This is a genomic window from Bacillus sp. EAC (genome assembly GCF_002156875.1).
Classification (GTDB): domain Bacteria; phylum Bacillota; class Bacilli; order Bacillales; family Bacillaceae_G; genus Gottfriedia.
This window is the reverse complement of sequence record NZ_NCSY01000014.1, coordinates 118,797-138,013: the sequence shown is the minus strand read 5'-3', so window position 1 is coordinate 138,013 and position 19,217 is coordinate 118,797. Positions and strand designations below refer to the sequence as shown.

Here is a 19,217-nt window from a genome sequence, read left to right as displayed (position 1 = left end):
GTTGCACAATTAGATACTTTCTATCCTTAGTCTGTTTCTATTCATAAGATACTCCCTTATATTCTTGTTTTAAATTAGTTTTACTAATACTTCAAATAAGAAAGATTCATTTTACTAATGCTAACGCCGGACATAAGATAGAGTTAACAAAACAATTACACTAAAAGGGGATAACAAAATGAGAGAAATTAGAGTTTATCATGTGGATGCATTTACATCTGAAAAATTTGGTGGGAATACAGCAGGTGTCGTTTTAGATGCGGAAAAATTAACTGAAGCTGAGATGCAAAGTATTGCGAAGGAACTAAATCTACCTGAATCTGTCTTTTTATTTCCTTCAACGAATAGTGCAGTTGATTATAAAGTAAGATATTTTACACCTACTGAAGAAATCAATTTTTGCGGGCATGCGACTGTTGGCTTAACATGGGTATTAGCAAATGAGTTCGGTCTGGCTGAACAAAAAGACGGTATTGTATTAGAAACAAATGTCGGAAATATTCCTATCATTTGGCATAAGGAAAATGGAAAAGTAACTAAAGTTGAAATGACGCAAGTTGCTCCAAGTACAAAGGATTTTGAAATCGACCTTCAAGTTCTAAGTGAGTTGATTGGAGTAAACAAAGAAAGTATCGATTCTACCTATCCGATTAAACTTGCAAGTACAGGTAATTGGCATTTACTAGTTCCAATTAAAACTGTCTCGGCAATTAATGAAGCATCTCCTGACTTCAAAGCTTTAGGTAAACAGAATAAAGAACATCAACTTGCAACGACTCATCTTTATACATTTAATACGGAAAATGATTATGATCTCTATACAAGAGATTTCGCTCCAGGAATCGGTATCGATGAAGACCCTGTCACTGGTGCTGCAAATGGTGCCTTAGCAGGATTTCTCTACTTAGAAGGAATACTATCTAAGAAGGACACGACTAACCTTAAAATAGCACAAGGTGATGCAATCGGAAGACCAGGAACATTATATGTAACTGTCGTTCCTGTTGGTGATAAAGCAGTTATTAAAGTAGCTGGTGAGGCAACAATTACAATTCGAGGAATCCTTTCAATCTAACAAAAAAAGCTTGAATTGGTTAACCAGTTCAAGTTTTTTCTATTCGAAATCTTGCTTTCACAATTTCCATAAATTTTTTTAAAGACGGAGAAGCCTGTTTAATTGATTTAACTGCCAAACCAATTTCACGATATACTTCCTTTTCAAGTGGTATCACTTTTGCATTTGGAATGTTCTCAGGTACAACTAATTCAGGTAAAATCGAAATCCCTAAATCTTCTTGAACCATTGAAATGATTGTATTATTATCATGCACTTCAAACGCAACATCAGGTTTAATCTTATTTTGTTTAAGAAAATCTTTTATTAATACCTCACAACCTGATTTCGGCATAATAAAAGCTTCATTATTTATCGCCTCATCTTTAGCATAAATCGAATTACTTAAAGTGTGAGTTGCATTCACTAAAACTACTAATTTATCTTTTAATAATTGAATCGTTTCAAATTCATCTGCCGGAAGAGCAATAAACCCAATATCAATTGTTCCTGAAGCAATCCAGCTTTTAATGATGTCATAATCGCCTTCATAAAGTTCAATCTTAATTCCAGGATACACTCTTTTAAATTCATTCATCAAACCTGGAAGGAATTTAGCTGAAAAACTTGGGAAGCTACCAATTTTAATTCTCCCTACTTCAATTCCTTTTATAAGCGCTGCTTCTTGTTCAAGCAATCTTGCATGATGGATAATTTGACGAATATGAGGAATGACACGCTCACCGGCATCTGTTAAAGAGATTCCATTTCGATTTCGATGAAGTAATACAACACCTAATTCACCTTCAAGCGTTAATATATTATGACTGACTCCTGATTGAGTTAGACCTAACTTTTCACCAGCTTTCGTAAAACTTCCACTTTCGACAACCTCTAAAAAAACTTCATACTGGAAAGTAGCCAATAGTAGCACCTCTTCCTTACCCATTTTCAAATATCAAAATTGTTCTATTTAATTATATGTCCACATTACTTTTTATTACAAACTAAACTAGCAAAATAAGATGGTACTTTCACAATTGAATAGTTGAGCTTAAAGTTGCGATAGTATCTGGAAAAGGGACCTAAATCTAATTGTGAGCGAACTAGTAGTTGATGAATTAGAGTACTGTAAAAAACTAGATTTGCATACTATTTGCACGAAAAACTAGCTAGTTTTTAATCAAATAGTAATTAAAGAAGGAATTTCTAATCAATAAAAGAAGTAAGTAAAAATAAAGAAGTTTATCAAGTTTTGAGGTGGAATAAAATTGGAAAATAAAGTGATTTATTGGATTGGTGGTTCTGCTTGTGCTGGTAAAAGTACGTTAGCAACTATGTTGGCTGATAAGTATGAAATGGCCCTTTATTCTTGTGATGAACATTTTAATGAGCATTTGAAAAATATATCACCTATTACGAATCCCGCAATGTATAAGGTATCAACAATGAACGCGAATGAAGCTTTTTATTTAAGGGATATTGAAGAACAATTAAACGTATACAAACAATCTTTTATAGAAGACTTTCAGTTTGTAATAAATGATATTTCAAATAGTAATACATCATCAATAGTTGTAGAAGGTAATCAATTATTACCATCGTTAGTCTATCCTTATTTAAATAAAAATCAAAAAGCAATTTGGATAATTCCTACAGATGATTTTCAAAAGAAATACTATAAAAAAAGGGATTGGTTGCAAGGTGTATTAGAAAGCACAGAAGATCCAGCTGTTTCATTTGATAATTGGATGAAGAGAGATGCTCTATTTGCTAAGTTTGTTAATCAAGAAGTAAATTATTTAAAATTACAATTTTTACAGGTCGATGGGAGTAAAAATATAGAAGAAAACTTTAACTATATTGAGAGTATTTTAGGGTTGAAATAATATTCTTTATTCAACTGGCCCATTCATTAGTTGAAGATCATATAGGGTTGTTTTGGCAGTCCTTTTTATGATCACAGGCAGATTAATTGAAAAAGATATGGATTTGCTGGTATCAAATGGAATATTAATAAATTAACTAATACTTGAAAGTATAATGTAGCTATAATTTTTATGTTCTAAAAATTTGTATTCTTAATTTATAATAAATGAAGCATCGTTGTTGACGAGGAGCTAGGATATTTCAAATAGGAGAGTTTTTAAAAGGGGTTGTTCTTTAAGTGATCATTAAATCTGTAAATTTAGCTATCAGATTTCTTCTAGAACTATGTGCTCTTATATCACTAGGCTATTGGGGCTTTCATGTTGGAAGCAATGTGTATACAAAATTTTTATTTGGTATTGGATCGCCGCTACTTTTAGCGCTTTTATGGGGGACTTTCATTTCTCCTAAAGCATCGTTCAAACTGCCAGAACCATACAGGTTTATTCTTGAATTAATAATCTTCGCAGTTGCCTCATCCGCTCTTTATATTGCTGATAAAACCATCTTAGCCATTCTAATAGGAATGATATTCGTAATTAACCGCATTTTGCTAATTATTTGGAAACAATAACACAGGATTGTCGTGAAGACGAACTTTTAAAGCTAACGAAAAGGTAAACAAAAAAAGGACCTTCTAAGGAAGTTCCTTTTTCTTCTCCATTAATGAACATTCTTCTTTTTAAATCGTCCTCCACGAACCTCAGCAATATCAGCAATTGCTAAAAAAGCATTCGGATCATAGTCATCAACGATTGATTTGAGTTCTGCTTCTTCAAGTCGTGTAATAACGCAAAAGATTACTTTTGTATTTTCGCCTGTATACGCGCCTCTTCCACTTATGTATGTAACGCCTCTTCCCATTCTAAAAAGAATGGCCTCACCGATGTCTTCACTTTTGTCACTAATAATCCATGCTGATTTTGATTGTTCCATTCCTTCAACAACTATATCAATTGTTTTAAATGCGATTAAGTAAGCAATAATTGAATACATTGCACGATCCCATGAAAAAATGAATCCTGCTGCTCCTAAAATAAATAAGTTAAAAACCATTATGATTTCGCCTACTGAGAATGGAATTTTACTATTTATGATAATCGCTAGTATTTCAATCCCGTCTAATGCGCCACCAAATCGAATGGCCAATCCTACTCCGACACCTACAATCATTCCACCAAAAATGGTTGCAAGAAGTATATCCTCCGTAAAGGCCGGGATATGATGAAACATGCTTGTAAAGTATGATAGTACAATAATTCCAAATATAGTAGATATAGCGAAGGTTTTTCCGATTTGTTTATAACCTAAATAAAAGAATGGCAAGTTGAGTACAAAGATAAATACTCCTAATGGTAAACCGGTCAAATGTGAAACCATGATGGATATACCTGTAATTCCACCATCGATTACATCATTCGGCACTAGAAATATTTCTAATCCAGTAGCTACAGCTACTGCGCCAATAAGCATCGCAATTGCTCTTTGAAAGACTTTTAATTTATGTGTTTTTTTATGAGTTTCTTCTTTCAGCTCTGCCATCAATCGTTCCGCCCTGTCTAATTGATTTTTACTTAATTTAATATCTACACAAAGTCTATTTTTATACGTATTTATACTTTTTCACTATAATTCTTTCCATAGACATTTCTATTAAAATCAAATATAATTAGCTAGTCAACTAATTTAATTAGCTAACTAACTATTTTGTTTAGGAGATTAAATATGCGTAATAGACAGCCTTTCTTTTTTTCATTAAATCAAGTTACACGACAGTTTTCGAAATCATTTAATGAGAACCTTGTGCCGACCGGATTATATTTAGCACAATGGTCCGTTATTCGTTATATCAGTGAACATGGTCCGTGTACCCAACGAACGATTTGCATGAATTTAAACATTGAGCCGCCCACATTAACAAAAACATTATGTAGAATGGAAAGTCTGGAACTGATCATTCGTAAAGAAGGTTCTGACAAGAGAGAAAAAGTAATTCATCTTACTGAAAAGGCATTATGTCAAAAAGAAGAATGGCAGCAAAGAATTATGAAATTTGAGAATGAAGTCATAAAAAATATATCTGAAGAAGAACTTGATATTGCTCAGCAAGTTTTTCTTAAAATGATGAACAATATGAAAGCTTCCGAGGTAGTACAACAGGAGGAATAAAATTTGGAAAATGAACGTTTATGGACAAAGGATTTTATCAGTGTTAGCTTGAGTGGTTTTTTTGTATTTTTAGTATTTTATACTTTAATGGCTACACTTCCAATCTTTGTCATCGATAATTTAGGTCAAAAGGAAAGTAGTGTAGGCTTAGTGATTACTGCTTTTCTTATCGCATCTGTACTAATTAGACCGTTTGCGGGTATTTGGTTAGATACAATTGGGCGAAGAAAAATATTAATATTTTCATTAATTTTCTTTACAGTAACGACTTTCTTATATCCATTTGTACAAAATTTTGCACTTTTACTTATTTTACGATTTGCACAAGGAATTGTCTTTGGTTTAGGAACAACAGCTACCGGCACGATTGTTGCAGAAATCGTGCCAGCTAAACGCCGAGGCGAAGGCATGAGTTACTATGGTTCATCAATGATCCTTGCGATGGTTTTTGGTCCTTATCTTGGAATTACAATGATGAATAAATTTAGCTTTACAAGTTTGTTTTTAGTTTGTGGAATTTTTGCAGTTATCGCATTTATTTTTGCTATGAATATTGCAATTCCTAAACAGGTAATTACAGAAAAAACTCGTATAAAAGCGTCTCAATTAATTGAACGTTCGGCATTGCCTGTTTCAATTACAGCATCAATGATTGCTTTCGGTTACAGTGGTGTCATTTCATTTATTACTTTATACGCAAAAGAATTAGGCTTTGTGGAAGTCGCTAGTTTTTTCTTTATCATTTATGCTATCGCTATTTTAGCATCCAGACCATTTACAGGAAAACTCTTCGATCGTAGAGGCGCAAATACAATTGTTTATCCAGGAATCGTACTTTTTGCTATTGGCCTTTTGGTATTAAGCTTCTCAACGATCCCATCAATCTTCTTATTATCCGCTGTATTAGTTGGATTAGGTTATGGATCAATTGTCCCAAGCTTCCAAACATTGGCTATTAATAACGCTGCTCCAGTAAAAAGAGGCATGGCAACTGCAACATTCTTTATGTTTTTTGATATCGGCATGGGATTAGGTTCTTATATTTTAGGAATCGTTTCTGCAAAAACGACTTTCCATTCAATGTACGTTATTTCAGCTATTGTAGTTTTATTAACAACTGTTTTCTATTACATGTTACATGACCGTAAACAAAAATCAGTTGCTATCTATGAAAAGAAAGCAGCATAAAAATAAACCACCATTCTATTGGTGGTTTTTCTTTTTCCAAATAATCTACTATGAAGTAATTCCTTTATCTTGTAGAATAATTTCTACATTTACTTTAATTTTGGCTTGCTGATATTCCTTAAGCCAATTATCCTCTACTTTTTCCCATTCAGAATACTTAAACGAATGCGCAAAAATACCAAAACCGACAGGATCTAATTTTTCTTTCTGTAATGAAGTAACAAACTCATTTAACTGTTTTTCTAATTCCTTCTGAATCGCATTTTTAAACTCGTCTCCTGAGTTATCCTCTAATCTAATAGGTGATTCTGTAATCATAATTGGCATTTTAAGATTAACTGTAAATTCATATCGACCATCCGAATATTTCTTTATCACTTTCCTTTTAATTTCCTTCACATAAAAACTTGTAATGTCATTAATGAATACGTCCTCATCCTTTTTATATTTTTTCAATGGGATTGTTACAGATAATTGCCCTTCGAGATGATCTGTTATTATTTTTAACAATTGCGTTTCTTGTAATGTTAATGTTCGACTATACAAGTCTTGTCTATCCAATAATGTAGTTCCAGTCACCTTTAGAATACCTTTGTCTAAAGTTAATTCAGGGGCAAATGGTGTAATTCCTCTCTCATATTCATAAAGATGTAACTTTCGCAATGATGTTCTAAATGCAACATTTCTAAAATCAGCAGTTTGTAACAATTGAGGAATAAAAATAGATAATCTAGGTTTATCTTCAAGTTTCAAATCATAAATGTCCTTCAAAGGTCCGTTCACAAATACAACATCTGCATTTAATCGTACTTTTGGGTCTCGGTATAACATGTCCATTATAGAAAACCAATTTTTATGCTCGATAGCTTTTTTACCGATTAAAACTGCTTGAATTTTTCCACCTGCTGTAATTCCACTCGCCATTGAATCAAAATAATTTCTTGCTTCTTTAAGTGATAAAGTTTTTATTTGAAATTGTTCATTTTTTTCTTTTGCATCCGGACTGAATACTGGGCTTGACATATACACTTCAACTTCATTTTTCTCATTTACGTCTATCCCTAATATGAGTGACAAAGTGACATCTTCAATATTCACTTTCCCTTTGCATCCATAAACACCAATGATTAATAAAACAGTTAGAAAACATACTTGAAATACTTTCAATTTATTTTCACCTTATTTAAACTATTTTTCACTTTGCCACCAATCCATAAAAGAATAGGTACACCAATCAAAATTATCAGTCCACCGACTGTAATAATATGTAATTCTTGAGTCGTATTTGTGAATGTAGGTATGAATAAAAACGTACTAATAATAAATAATATACAAAGGATTAAAACGAATAATGTAAAACGTTTTATTTTAAATAATTCTGCTACTCCTGTCATTCCTGCCCAAATATAAGTCACCCATGTTTTAGATATAATCATTAAAAACAATGAAAATAAAATAAAATCCAATCTTTCCACGTATTGAAATTCAATCACACTTAAGATATCGATAACAGGTTCAAAAATTTTGCTTATTTCATAAGGACTATAAATAACAAAACAGATAATCGTAACAAATACATAGGTAATTGTAGTCATCGCATTCGCTATAACTACACCTTTTATTGCCTTTTCCTTTGTTTTTAAATATGGATAATAAATGAGTATTAATTCAACCCCCAAAAATGAAGTCGCTGTTGTGGGAATTGTTTTAAAAATAGGCAACCAGCCGTCTTTTATAATCGGTAAAATAAAATTAATATCTGTATCTTTTAGTGTAAACAGTAGCATGATTTGTCCAAATATAGCGAGTGGGAAAATGGCCTCAACATATTTAGCGAGTATATGCACACCACCAGTTATTAATTGATAAGTAGGCACTAAGAATAAAATGACTAATACATATTCACTTGTTTCTTGAAGTATATAAGATTGGATATATAATATCGCCCTAATTAACACAACATACCCTGCAAAAATAAAATAAATAGAAAGAAGTAATAGAACGATTGATCCAAGAAATTTCCCTAAATAAAAAGTAAAAAAAGATAGGAAGTTTGTATTGGGTGATTTTTCTCTTAATTTAATGTAAAAGATACTGATTAATGTTGAAATTAATCCTCCGAAAATAATGGATATCCAACTACTTGTCCCAGATTTTGCAGCTAATTCTCTTGGAAGAGACAACATGCCGACCCCAACTTGTATACCATAAATCATTAGGATGAATTGATAGTGTGTAATCTTTGATTTCTTTACATCCATGTATGAATCCCTTCCAACATTCTATTATTCATTATTATTATCTTGCTTTTTCCAAAGAAAGTTTAAAGGTATTCGAATAATTGTATCCTTAAACAATTCAATATTTATAGGAGAAAAAGGCTTTGTATAAGAAGTTTTAAAGCTACTTAATGTCAGACTATGAATCATTAAAACCATTGTGCTAACTATTAAACCAATTAATCCAAATAGTGAAGCCATGATCATAATTGGAAACCTAACTACTCGTAAACTTGATGCCATTTCATAATTTGGAATAATAAAAGAGGAAATAGCTGTTAGTGCTACTACTATTATCATGATATTACTTACAATCCCTGCTTGAACCGCAGCTTGACCGATTACAATCCCACCAACGACTCCTACTGTCGTACTAATAGGTGAAGGTAATCTTATCCCTGCTTCCCTTAACATTTCCAATGTAATTTCCATTAAGATTGCTTCAACTAGCGGATCAAATGGTACTTGTGCACGAGACTCACCGATTGATAAGAGTAATTTTAAAGGAACGATTTCATAATTGAACGAAATAATTGCGATATAAAACCCCGGTAGAAAGAGTGTAATGACGAATGCTAAAAGCCTAAGGATTCGATTAAATGATGCGACGATTGATCTTGCGGAATAATCATCTACACTCTTAAAAAAAGTTGTAAAGTCAACAGGCAATATGATTACATCAGAAGATCGATCTAAAATCAGTACAATTCTTCCTTTCAGTAATTCTGCCGCAGCTGCATCTGGACGTTCCGTTGTAAGAAATTGTGGAAATGGAGAAAACGGATTCCTCTCCAATATTTGCATTAATTGATTTGAATTTATAATTGAATCAACTTTAATTTTTGAAATAGCTTGTTCTACATCCGATAATAAATCTTCATCTACTAAACCCTCGATATATACTGTCGTGACCAAGCTTTTGTTATCAGTTCCAATTTCAGTTTGCTTCGTTTGAAAATTACGGCTATGAATAAATCTTCTAAGTAATGCAATATTCGCTTGATAAGTATCAACAAATGCTATTTTCGATCCTTTTAAAGAGTTATCGATCGTAGGTGGCATAAATGGTCTTTGGGGCCATTTTTCAGTCGAAAATATATAAGCTGATGGATTACCATCCATAAATAAAATACTCTTTCCATCTAATACTGACTTTTCAATTTCACTAATCAGATTAGTTTGTTCAGTATGATTACTAATAAAGAGTTCGAGTTCATCTTTATTCGTAATGAAATTATTTACGATCTGATCGATTTTTTGCTCATCTACTAAAGCAGATAGATAAATGAATAGAGCAGGTTTTTCGTTGATATTCAAATTTTTTATTTTTAAGTCAGAGGTAGGGAATACTTTTTTCATAATGGTGACATTTTCTTCAATACTTCCCTCTGTATGAATAACAGATGAACGCAAATTATATCTCTTCATTCTACTTCTCGTTCCTTCTGAACTATCCACTTAATCACCCACCTTCTAACGAAGAAGCCTAATTACATTTTCAGCTAAATAGTTTGCGCAAAAATCGATCCTTTTAAACCTATAAAAGGATTTAAAGCTCTTACTTCGATCTGATAAATGATTAAAATTTAAGTTAAAATTTATAAAATTAGAATTTAGCAATTTCAAACGATACAATAGAAAAAGGAAAGTTTTTTAAGGAGGACAGATTAATGGGAATTGTGGCCTATTCAAAATTCAACGTTTATAAGAATTTAATTTCTTCCTTAAGTACGCCAGTTGAAGAATCTTTCCTAAAAAATCATCAATTTTTACTGGATAAAGATGCGAAGAAACATCTAGAAATCTATTATGCTCCGTTTGAATATGTAAATGAAAAAGCAAAAGTGGTCATCATTGGGATCACGCCTGGATACCATCAAATGAAACAATCTTATTCAACGATCATTAATCTTAAAAATGAAAAACTAAGTGACGAAGAACTGTTACTTGAAGTTAAAAAGAATTCTAGTTTTGAAGGGCCAATGAGGAAAAATCTAATCGCTTTTTTAGATGAATTACAATTACATCGTTATTTAGAAATATCATCAACTAGTGAACTATTTAACTCAGCTAGTCATCTTGTTCAAACAACATCGGTCATACCTTATCCTGTTTTTTATAAAGGTAAAAATTATAATGGCTCAACTCCAAATATCGTAAATACAGATTTACTGAGAAAGTACATAATTGAAAACTTTGCGACTGAACTAGTTAAATTAAATAATCCACTCATTATTCCATTAGGAGTAAATGTTTCAAAAGTTTTGAATTACTTAGAAAGTAATGGTTTAATAGATTCAAATTCGATACTACATGGATTTCCTCATACTTCTGGCGGAAACGGACATCGACATAAGCAATTTGCTGAAAATAAGGAAGGTATGAAAGAAAAGTTAAAAAGATATTTTGCGAAATAAATTTCATCAATACAAAACAATAATTGGAGGAATAAAATGATATTACATATGCTAAACACAGAAGAATGGAAAAATGCAATTGAAAAAGGGCAGTATTCTCCTTCATCCTTACAATCAGAAGGGTTTATTCATTGTGCGACACCTGAACAAGTAGTTGAAATCGCAAATTTATTCTTTAAAGGGGCAACTAACTTAAAAATACTCTGTATAAACCCTGAAAAAGTGAAAGCTAAAATTGTTTTTGAGGATACAGAAAACTACGGACAAGTATTTCCTCATATATATGGCAACTTAAATTTAGACTGTGTTTTCAAGGTTGTAGATTTCACACCAAATCAGAATGGGGAATTTATCTATCCAATTGAACTTAAAGAAGCTGAATTTTAATTGTTAGGAAAGGACCTATTTAGGTCCCTTTATTTTTAATTAATCTCCTGTCAATTCGATAAAAACACTTAAATCTTAAGGTAATTGTAATATCGAATAATTTTGCAGCTTAATTTTCTCACCTTTAAGATTCTTTATTTGTATCTGCCATAGAAAACAATTGTCTTGCACATACTTTATTGCCTTTTAGTAATTGTAATATTTTACCATCACCAAATTTCGACTATTTCAGTAACAATTATAAAATCTTCACATCTATTAATATATGGTTGTACAAGCCATCTATTCTATTTGAAAGGATACTGGTATTATGTGTGGATCACTTGGATCTTGTTGTCCTCCAGCGCAAATTTTCCAAGAAAAGATTTGCGGTAACTTTAATGGACCCACCAATGGAGTAACAGATGAAACTGTATTTACAGCTCCTCTTGGTGATTATTTTGAGGGGACATTCGAGCTTTTTAATTCTGCTTCAAGCGTTACAAATGTAACAGGAACAGTCAATTCCGCTGTTGCGCCACCTTCAGTTCCAGTCGGACCCGTACCACCAGGAAATACGTTTACAAGTGCAGTAAAAAGCCCGACTTCTTTTGCTATACAAGTTCCAGCAGGTACAAATGGTACGTACTGTATTACGTTATATAAACGAATTTTGGCATAGAAAGTGAAAATAGAGTTTCCTATCTTGTATAGGAAACTTTTTTTATTTAAGAAATAGTGTTTTTATGGAAACAATTGACTGATATTCTAATAATTTATAAGGTAGTCCCTTTTGCAGAAATGAGGAATTATTCTTGAGAGAAGAAAAACATAAAAAATGTGATTGTGAATGTGAAGAAAGAACTAAGAAACTCCCCCCGCCTCCTCCAAAACCAAAACCGAAGCCACCCATTCCAATTCCCCCAGATGAGAAAGATTGCTGTCCTCCATGTAAAGAAATAGAAATTATCTGTAATAAGCTCTGTGGTAACCTATTCTTAGATCATGATATAAAAAATTTGGAAATTTGGAAAAAGCAACTGAATGAAAAGGCAATTGTTTCTGTTTCAGTATTCAACAGTGCTGCGAGTACTACTTTTCTACGAGTTACTATAAATCGATTGGGGCAAAGCCCAGTTATATTTAAAGTTCCCAGAGGAAACACACTTTCCGCAACAGTTGAAGGGGCTACTACTATTACAGTAGATCACGAAAAAGAAGGAGTTGCAGAGGGAACATACTGTTTGGAAATATGTTTTCCTTTCCGTGACAAAACTTTCTTTTTCAATTGATTCGTCTAGTTCATTCTATAAATATTAAAAGGAATTTCAATTGAAAGTCCTTTTTTTATTGCTGATACAGAGAAGATCTCTCAATAATATTTTATTATGATGTCCGATAACTTTTTTAAATGACTCATTTAACCCAATTAACTATATAATTTTCTTATATGAAGTCTCTTTTCTAAGAGATTGTTGCTTTTAAGCAAGTTTTTTGTAACTTTATAGACAGAAGTTGATTGGAACGGATATGCGAGACTCCTGTGGGACTAGCGGGAGGATGAGACCTTAGCAGGCGTCAAAAAGGTAGGCATGCTAAAACCATGACGTCCTGTCGTAACGCATGCATGACCCACATCGTGTGGGCTCAAGGAGGCTCAACTCACGCCCCACTAAAAAGGGAGCATCCTGAAGTGGAAATCAACTAGCACACTCTCAAATAGCAACAATAAATAAGAAAACAGCCTAAATGAATCAACTAAAAGGAGATAAACTTTATGGAATCTATCATCAAACAATTTTCAAACATCCCAACAACCTGTATATCAGATGTAATGAACGGACTAAATAATATGCATTCAGCAATTACGCCTTTAAAGGAAGAATATAAGTTTGCCGGAAGAGCATTAACTGTAAAGATTCCAGTCGGGGACAACCTAGCAGTATTAAAAGCTATTAGAGTAGCAAAACCCGGAGATGTAATCGTTATTGACGCAAAAGAGGATCAATATCGAGCAATTGCTGGAGACTTTGTCGTAGGTATGGCTCAAACACTTGGTGTAAGCGCAATCGTGGTAGACGGTGTAATTCGTGATATTATTGGAGTCAAAAAATTAAACTTCCCTGTTTTCTCTAGAGGAACTTCTGTAGCAGCTAGTGGGAAATTTGGAATAGGTGAAATTAATATTCCAATTTCTTGTGGTGGTACTGCAGTCAATCCTGGGGATATCATAGTGGGAGATGCTGATGGAGTAGTAGTAATTCCGGAGTCAGAGGCGCAGTCAATCTTAGAGCAATCAATAGATAAATTGAGAAAAGACGAATTGAGAGAAGAAAAAGTATCCGGGAATATTGAAGCCATAAAGGCCTACTTAGATAGTATGATTGCAAAGTAAGTGTATAAAAAAGAGTCCCGACTTTAATGATCGGGACTTCTTCCAATTTATATATTACTTTTTCATTTTAGATTAGCAGGAACTTTAACACCAAGTTTCAATAGTCCATTTCCTTCTTCAAGTCTGCTGTATCCTAGCGAAACAGTATGCTTAATTAACAATTCGAATAACTCCGGCTCAGTAATTGGTTGATTATTCTCAGTTTCATATTGTTGAATTAATAAGGCAATTGCTCCTGATACATGTGGTGTTGCCATTGATGTACCGGAAAGGACAGCATATTGATTTGTAGGATAAGTAGAAAGAATTTTTTCTCCAGGTGCTAACAAATCAATTTCATCATTTGTATTGCTAAAACTAGATAGATGTTTTCGCAGATTGACAGAGCCTACCTCTACAACTTCCTGATAAGCACCAGGATAGCTATATTCACTAGTTTCTCCGTCACCGTCTCCTTCATTTCCAGCTGCACATACAACCATAATATTTCGATCTACTGCTTTTTGAATTGCTTTATGCAAATCTGGGTCGTCTTCTGGACCTCCTAGTGACATAGATATCACTCGAACAGTTTCTCCATTACACCCTCTCCAAGTAGTAGCATATTCAATGGCCTGCCTAATTGAATCGACGGTTCCTTCCCCTGCTCCAGACAATACTTTCAGAACTAATAGTTTCGCTTTAGGGGCTACACCTACTACACCATGTCCATCTTTACTGGCAGCAATCGTACCACAGACATGTGTTCCATGACCATTATTATCTAAGAATACGTTGGGATCTCCTCCATAGTCATCTGTAAAGTTATATCCCCCAATAACTCGATCTTGTAAATCGGAGTGGTCTGTTTGACAGCCAGTGTCAATAACTGCAACAACCACATCTTCCCCTTGATACCCTTTTTCCCAGATAGATACAGCTTCAATTAAACGGACTCCAACAGGAACTTCTTTTGTACGCCCCTTAACTTCTTCCAACTTATAAGGAATTAACCTAAACTTGGACATGCTTATCCTCTCCTTTTTTGGGATTTATACGTAGGATAAATCTATGAGGTTTATGATTATATTCAACGTCTATCAAAATTTTCCTTTTTAAATTTTTTATATTAATGATTTTTAAGATTTAAATTTTGTCTGTTTTCATTCCTATGTTGCTATTTAAGGAGTTTTTTTTGATTTCCCCTCCAAGATGCTCGTCTTCTGTAGGGCTGTCGCTCAGTGACTAGCTACTCCCTTGGCAGTCTGGATATATAAATAATGCGCACAAACAAGTTCGATAATTAAAAATATTTAAAAAATTATTACAGAAAAATTAATATGCTATACTATTTTTAATTTTAAAAATACATCATGAAAAGTAGGTGAGCTAAAATGGAAAAAGAAGTAAATTTAAAGAAGAATATTGGCCTTTTCGTTTCAACATCTTTGGTTATAGGGACTGTAATTGGTTCAGGGATTTTTATGAAACCTGGAATCGTACTGTCTTCTACATCTAATTCCACGATGGCTCTATTAGCCTGGATCATTGGCGGGATTATCACACTAGCAAGTGGTTTAACAATTGCTGAAGTCAGTGTAAAAATTCCAAAAACAGGTGGATTATACGCCTATATCGAAGAAGTTTATGGCCCGATGTGGGGATTTTTATGTGGATGGGTACAAACACTTATTTACGGCCCTGCTGTTATGGGTGCCCTTGGATTGTATTTTGGTTCATTGATGGCTGATTTTTTTGGGTTTTCAGAGAGTAGTAGAATTACAATTGGAATCCTAACGATTATTTTACTTGGTACTTTGAATCTATTAGGAACACATTTCGGCGGATTCATTCAAACATTATCGACTATTGGAAAATTAATCCCTATTATTCTTATTGCAGTTTTTGGTATTTTTCAGGGGGACGTTTCAGTTTTTAATGCCGAAAGTGGTAGTACCCAAGCTTCATTAAGTATGGGAGCAGCAGTTTTAGCAACTCTATGGGCTTATGACGGCTGGATGAATGTAGGGTTTATGGCAGGGGAAATGAAAAACCCTTCAAAAACACTTCCAAGAGCTATTATCTCTGGAATTTTAATTGTTATTTTAGCTTATTTATCCGTAAATATTGCAATGCTTCATGTATTATCTGCAAAACAAATCGTTGAATTGGGTCCTAATGCCGCTTCATCAGCAGCATCTTCATTGTTTGGTGAATTCGGCGGAAAACTTTTAGCAGTTGGTATTTTAGTGTCGATCTTCGGTTGTTTAAATGGAAAGATTCTTACATTCCCAAGAATTACTTTTGCGATGGCTGAAAGAGGCTTTCTTCCAGGCTCGAAAGTTCTTTCTAGCATACATCCTAAATTTAAAACGCCAGTAGCTTCCACAATTTTTCAAATCAGTATCGCATTAGCAATGATGGTATTTTGGAACCCTGACAGACTTTCTGATATGGCAATTTTCGCAGTATTTCTATTTTATGGCTTAGCTTTTAATGCTGTATTCTTACTTCGAAAAAAAGAAACAAGTGAAAAGCTTCTGTATAAAGTTCCGTTATATCCAATAACGCCTATTATCGCAATTGTAGGTACTCTTTACATAATTGTTAGTACTTTGATGAACTCACCGTTTGATGCACTCGTTTCTATTGGAATTGCAATTATTGGTTTACCGGTATATTGGAAACTTAAATCAAACTTTAAAAGTGAACAAAAGTATAAAGCAAGCTAAGATCACAAACTCTTAATAGATTAATATTTATAAATATGATCATTTTGAAAAGCCCCTTCAAATTAAATGCTGAAGGGGTTTTTCGCTTGTTTCATGTAGGGTTGTTCACGAACTGCGAAAGAAATACTGTCACTAAGAAAACAATATCCTGTATTTTTGTTTTCTATTTAATTTGTTTTAAATTTCAATCTTCATCCTCCAACAAATCTTTCAAAAACTTCTCTCTATGCTGTAGAAAATATTTTGTGATTTGATAGTGGTCTGTATCTTCATAGTCTATTCGATTAATTTTTCCGTTATCAAAGCTTAATATATCTGCATTTGGATAACCGAGTAAAATTGGCGAATGAGTAGCAATGATAAACTGCGAATTTTCTTCCTCAGATAAATCATGAATGATTTTCAAAAAGGCTAATTGTCTAGCAGGTGAAAGTGCAGCTTCAGGCTCATCAAGTAAATAGAGTGCATTTCCATTAAATCGATTTAAAAATAAGGATAAAAAGGATTCTCCATGGGATTGTTTATGAAGTGATTGCCCACCATAGCTTTCATATTTAGCTGGATCATCGATTTCATCAATGTATGTTGCAAAATGATAAAATGATTCTGCTCGTAAGAAAAAGCCATTTGTAGTTTTAGGTAACCAAGAAAGTCTTAAATAATTACCTAACACTGATTCTGATGCATGCACATCATAAATATTATTTCGTCCCCCACCCGCTGTATTGAAATCGCATTTATCAGCAATTGCTTCCATTAATGTTGATTTACCAGACCCATTCTCCCCTACAAAAAAGGTTACCCTATTCTCCAAACTAATTTCATCTAGATGATTGAGTGAAGGAATTGAAAATGGATAGTCTGTAATAGATGGAATCTGTTCACGTAAAAGTGTTATTCTCTTTAAAAACATTTAGATCACCCAAGGAGATTATACTATATCGAAAGTTAAAGACCTAGACATAAAAAAACAACAGAATAATCTGCTGTCATCATTAAAATAAGGATATAAATGCTTCTCTATATAAAATAATTGCTCTTACTATATGAACAGCAGCTATGAGAACAATTGTTACTTCATATGAGGACACGTGAAGCAACACACTTTTTTTTCGTAAAACAAATTGACGAAATAAAGCAGGAAAGCCTTCATCTTTTTTTAAGCAAATAAAATAGAATAACAGGATGACGACATATGCAAAAAAAGCCATATCTAAATAATGCCATTCCACTTTATGAGCAAACTTGATGCAAGTAAAAATTATTACAAAATTTACTAGACAAGCTATAACCCAATTGAAGAAAGAAGATGTCGTATAAATCGTTTTCACCTAAATCACTTCTCTCCTATTTTTACAGATATACTCTGTAGTCAATTTTTACGCTAGCAGTCTCTCTTTTATGCTTGTATTTAAGCTTATTTACATTATTTTTTCAAAAGATACATATACCTATTTTTCACACAAGTGAGTCGACAATTATTAACCCTCTCATGATAAAATGAGACATATACTATCTAGAAAAGGAATGAATCCAAATCGAGTTACAAGATAAAGTACAAAACTTGCCACAGACTCCTGGTGTTTATTTAATGAAAGATTCTAAAGGTCATATTCTTTATGTAGGAAAAGCAAAAAGTTTGAAGAAACGAGTTCAATCTTACTTCCGAGATTCTAGTAATCATTCTCCAAAAGTAAAGAAGCTAGTTACTCATTTAAAAGATTTTGATACCATTCTAACGGATACCGAATTTGATGCTTTTATGCTTGAATGTCATTTGATTAAAGAAATCAAACCACATTATAATCGCATGATGAAAAGCCCAATGTCGTTTGTTTACTTAGTTATTAACATGGATAAGAAAATACGTTCCTTTGAGATCAGCTATCAACCTTCTGAAAATGAACACAATTTAATTTTTGGTCCTTTTACAAGTAGAGGAATAGTTGAAAGAGCAATTAATGGAATGAAAGATTGTTTTAAAATTAATTGTGCTCACTCAACTGTAAAGAATAGTGCTTGTTTAAATTACTCTTTAGGATTGTGTAATGGGTTATGTTTAGGTGGACCAGCTGTCGATGAATACAATGCCATTATTGATAAAATGAATCGATTCTTACATCGGACTGACACGAGCCTTTTAGAAGAAATGGAAAAAATGATGTATTCAGCTTCAGAGGAATTTGATTTTGAAGCTGCAGCTAAATATCGTGATTGGATTGAGGCAGTGAAATCACTACTAAATAAAGAGAAAGTCATTGAATTTACTGAAGAAAATCATAATATCCTTATCGTTGAGAAATTAGATGATGAAGGCATGATTAAGCTATTTTTAATCAACCGAACTCAAGTACTTTTTACTGGAAAATATCATTTTCAAAATCAATCGATTGAACAATTATGTGAAGTGTTTAAATCCATTATCTTATCTAATTTTAGTAAAATAATAATGAATTCGACATACGATGTAAGCCAAGATGAAATAGATGAAGCTCAAATCATTTATAGTTATTTAAATAGTACAAATTGCAACTCCCTGCTTATACCATCTGATTGGCTGAACGCATCTGGCACTAAAAAACTAGATAGGGAATTGTTTAATTTTCTGAACTCCTTAAACTAATTAATTTACAAAGTGAAAAAGGACCTTCATTAGGTCCTTTCAGTGTGTTGAAAAAGTCAAAAACAACAGATGCAGACTGATTGAAA

At 32.9% G+C, this 19,217-nt stretch carries 20 protein-coding genes; 12 read left to right on the top strand and 8 right to left on the bottom strand.

The window, feature by feature from the left end; all coding sequences use genetic code 11:
* Positions 1-178: 178 nt before the first annotated feature.
* Positions 179-1,075 (top strand): PhzF family phenazine biosynthesis protein, encoded by an 897-nt coding sequence (locus tag B7R65_RS19275; RefSeq protein WP_088044462.1) that lies wholly within the window; start codon positions 179-181, stop codon positions 1,073-1,075.
* 28 nt (positions 1,076-1,103) lie between these two features.
* Here the strand turns inward: B7R65_RS19275 and B7R65_RS19270 are convergent, their stop codons facing one another.
* On the bottom strand, positions 1,104-2,003 hold the full coding sequence (locus B7R65_RS19270) for a LysR family transcriptional regulator (RefSeq protein WP_088044461.1): 900 nt from the start codon (positions 2,001-2,003) through the stop codon (positions 1,104-1,106).
* 322 nt (positions 2,004-2,325) lie between these two features.
* Here B7R65_RS19270 and B7R65_RS19265 point away from each other — a divergent pair, with 322 nt between their 5' ends.
* Together B7R65_RS19265 and B7R65_RS19260 are read left to right on the top strand one after the other, a co-directional pair.
* Positions 2,326-2,943, top strand: a complete 618-nt coding sequence (locus B7R65_RS19265; RefSeq protein WP_088044460.1) for a hypothetical protein — start codon at positions 2,326-2,328, stop codon at positions 2,941-2,943.
* A 278-nt stretch (positions 2,944-3,221) separates the two neighbouring features.
* Positions 3,222-3,557 carry a YrdB family protein gene (locus tag B7R65_RS19260; RefSeq protein ID WP_088044459.1) on the top strand — a complete coding sequence of 112 codons (336 nt, stop codon included), beginning with the start codon at positions 3,222-3,224 and terminating at the stop codon, positions 3,555-3,557.
* Positions 3,558-3,646: 89 nt separating this feature from the next.
* On the opposite strand, the gene B7R65_RS19255 is transcribed toward B7R65_RS19260, so the two are convergent.
* Positions 3,647-4,525: a YitT family protein gene (locus B7R65_RS19255; protein ID WP_088044458.1), complete on the bottom strand. Its 879-nt coding sequence runs from the start codon at positions 4,523-4,525 to the stop codon at positions 3,647-3,649.
* 183 nt (positions 4,526-4,708) lie between these two features.
* Here B7R65_RS19255 and B7R65_RS19250 point away from each other — a divergent pair, with 183 nt between their 5' ends.
* The gene (locus B7R65_RS19250) at positions 4,709-5,152 is read left to right on the top strand and encodes a MarR family winged helix-turn-helix transcriptional regulator (protein WP_088044457.1); all 444 of its coding nucleotides are present in this window, start codon (positions 4,709-4,711) and stop codon (positions 5,150-5,152) included.
* Positions 5,153-5,155: 3 nt separating this feature from the next.
* Positions 5,156-6,340, top strand: coding sequence for an MFS transporter (locus B7R65_RS19245; RefSeq protein WP_088044456.1), 1,185 nt, complete (start codon positions 5,156-5,158; stop codon positions 6,338-6,340).
* Between the two features lie 48 nt (positions 6,341-6,388).
* On the opposite strand, the gene B7R65_RS19240 is transcribed toward B7R65_RS19245, so the two are convergent.
* The 3 genes from B7R65_RS19240 to B7R65_RS19230 are packed head-to-tail and all read right to left on the bottom strand — an operon-like array spanning position 6,389 to position 10,077.
* On the bottom strand, positions 6,389-7,507 hold the full coding sequence (locus tag B7R65_RS19240; protein ID WP_088044455.1) for a Ger(x)C family spore germination protein: 1,119 nt from the start codon (positions 7,505-7,507) through the stop codon (positions 6,389-6,391).
* A complete protein-coding gene (locus tag B7R65_RS19235; RefSeq protein WP_088044454.1) occupies positions 7,504-8,601 on the bottom strand; it encodes a GerAB/ArcD/ProY family transporter in 1,098 nt (365 codons plus the stop codon). Before B7R65_RS19235 ends, B7R65_RS19240 begins: the two co-directional genes overlap by 4 nt.
* A gap of 24 nt (positions 8,602-8,625) precedes the next feature.
* Entirely contained in the window at positions 8,626-10,077 is a 1,452-nt protein-coding gene (locus B7R65_RS19230) for a spore germination protein (protein WP_088044453.1), read from the bottom strand.
* Between the two features lie 212 nt (positions 10,078-10,289).
* Between B7R65_RS19230 and B7R65_RS19225 the strand changes: the two genes are divergently transcribed.
* From B7R65_RS19225 to B7R65_RS19205, 5 genes are all read left to right on the top strand, one after another.
* Positions 10,290-11,036, top strand: coding sequence for a hypothetical protein (locus B7R65_RS19225; RefSeq protein ID WP_088044452.1), 747 nt, complete (start codon positions 10,290-10,292; stop codon positions 11,034-11,036).
* A gap of 36 nt (positions 11,037-11,072) precedes the next feature.
* Positions 11,073-11,423 (top strand): DUF952 domain-containing protein, encoded by a 351-nt coding sequence (locus tag B7R65_RS19220; RefSeq protein ID WP_088044451.1) that lies wholly within the window; start codon positions 11,073-11,075, stop codon positions 11,421-11,423.
* Between the two features lie 310 nt (positions 11,424-11,733).
* Positions 11,734-12,084, top strand: coding sequence for an S-Ena type endospore appendage (locus B7R65_RS19215; RefSeq protein WP_088044450.1), 351 nt, complete (start codon positions 11,734-11,736; stop codon positions 12,082-12,084).
* Between the two features lie 133 nt (positions 12,085-12,217).
* Entirely contained in the window at positions 12,218-12,694 is a 477-nt protein-coding gene (locus B7R65_RS19210; protein WP_088044449.1) for an S-Ena type endospore appendage, read from the top strand.
* 485 nt (positions 12,695-13,179) lie between these two features.
* Positions 13,180-13,797, top strand: a complete 618-nt coding sequence (locus tag B7R65_RS19205; RefSeq protein WP_088044448.1) for an RraA family protein — start codon at positions 13,180-13,182, stop codon at positions 13,795-13,797.
* Between the two features lie 62 nt (positions 13,798-13,859).
* On the opposite strand, the gene B7R65_RS19200 is transcribed toward B7R65_RS19205, so the two are convergent.
* Complete coding sequence (locus B7R65_RS19200) at positions 13,860-14,804, bottom strand: S8 family peptidase (RefSeq protein ID WP_088044447.1); 945 nt, start codon at positions 14,802-14,804, stop codon at positions 13,860-13,862.
* 366 nt (positions 14,805-15,170) lie between these two features.
* Here B7R65_RS19200 and B7R65_RS19195 point away from each other — a divergent pair, with 366 nt between their 5' ends.
* The gene (locus tag B7R65_RS19195) at positions 15,171-16,508 is read left to right on the top strand and encodes an APC family permease (RefSeq protein WP_088044446.1); all 1,338 of its coding nucleotides are present in this window, start codon (positions 15,171-15,173) and stop codon (positions 16,506-16,508) included.
* Between the two features lie 184 nt (positions 16,509-16,692).
* Here B7R65_RS19195 and B7R65_RS19190 read toward each other — a convergent pair whose 3' ends face one another.
* Both B7R65_RS19190 and B7R65_RS19185 read right to left on the bottom strand, forming a co-directional pair.
* Positions 16,693-17,421 (bottom strand): AAA family ATPase, encoded by a 729-nt coding sequence (locus B7R65_RS19190; protein ID WP_088044445.1) that lies wholly within the window; start codon positions 17,419-17,421, stop codon positions 16,693-16,695.
* A gap of 82 nt (positions 17,422-17,503) precedes the next feature.
* Positions 17,504-17,839: a hypothetical protein gene (locus B7R65_RS19185; protein ID WP_088044444.1), complete on the bottom strand. Its 336-nt coding sequence runs from the start codon at positions 17,837-17,839 to the stop codon at positions 17,504-17,506.
* A gap of 260 nt (positions 17,840-18,099) precedes the next feature.
* Here B7R65_RS19185 and B7R65_RS19180 point away from each other — a divergent pair, with 260 nt between their 5' ends.
* A complete protein-coding gene (locus tag B7R65_RS19180; RefSeq protein ID WP_088044443.1) occupies positions 18,100-19,131 on the top strand; it encodes a UvrB/UvrC motif-containing protein in 1,032 nt (343 codons plus the stop codon).
* The last annotated feature ends 86 nt before the right edge of the window (positions 19,132-19,217 follow it).

Bases quoted from the DNA above. Each gene is read 5' to 3' on its own strand.
- B7R65_RS19275 (WP_088044462.1), top strand. From the start codon at position 179: ATGAGAGAAATTAGAGTTTATCATGTGGATGCATTTACATCTGAAAAA.
- B7R65_RS19270 (WP_088044461.1), bottom strand. From the start codon at position 2,003: ATGGGTAAGGAAGAGGTGCTACTATTGGCTACTTTCCAGTATGAAGTT.
- B7R65_RS19255 (WP_088044458.1), bottom strand. From the start codon at position 4,525: ATGGCAGAGCTGAAAGAAGAAACTCATAAAAAAACACATAAATTAAAA.
- B7R65_RS19250 (WP_088044457.1), top strand. From the start codon at position 4,709: ATGCGTAATAGACAGCCTTTCTTTTTTTCATTAAATCAAGTTACACGA.
- B7R65_RS19235 (WP_088044454.1), bottom strand. From the start codon at position 8,601: ATGGATGTAAAGAAATCAAAGATTACACACTATCAATTCATCCTAATG.
- B7R65_RS19225 (WP_088044452.1), top strand. From the start codon at position 10,290: ATGGGAATTGTGGCCTATTCAAAATTCAACGTTTATAAGAATTTAATT.
- B7R65_RS19220 (WP_088044451.1), top strand. From the start codon at position 11,073: ATGATATTACATATGCTAAACACAGAAGAATGGAAAAATGCAATTGAA.
- B7R65_RS19215 (WP_088044450.1), top strand. From the start codon at position 11,734: ATGTGTGGATCACTTGGATCTTGTTGTCCTCCAGCGCAAATTTTCCAA.
- B7R65_RS19205 (WP_088044448.1), top strand. From the start codon at position 13,180: ATGGAATCTATCATCAAACAATTTTCAAACATCCCAACAACCTGTATA.
- B7R65_RS19200 (WP_088044447.1), bottom strand. From the start codon at position 14,804: ATGTCCAAGTTTAGGTTAATTCCTTATAAGTTGGAAGAAGTTAAGGGG.
- B7R65_RS19195 (WP_088044446.1), top strand. From the start codon at position 15,171: ATGGAAAAAGAAGTAAATTTAAAGAAGAATATTGGCCTTTTCGTTTCA.
- B7R65_RS19190 (WP_088044445.1), bottom strand. From the start codon at position 17,421: ATGTTTTTAAAGAGAATAACACTTTTACGTGAACAGATTCCATCTATT.
- B7R65_RS19180 (WP_088044443.1), top strand. From the start codon at position 18,100: ATGAAAGATTCTAAAGGTCATATTCTTTATGTAGGAAAAGCAAAAAGT.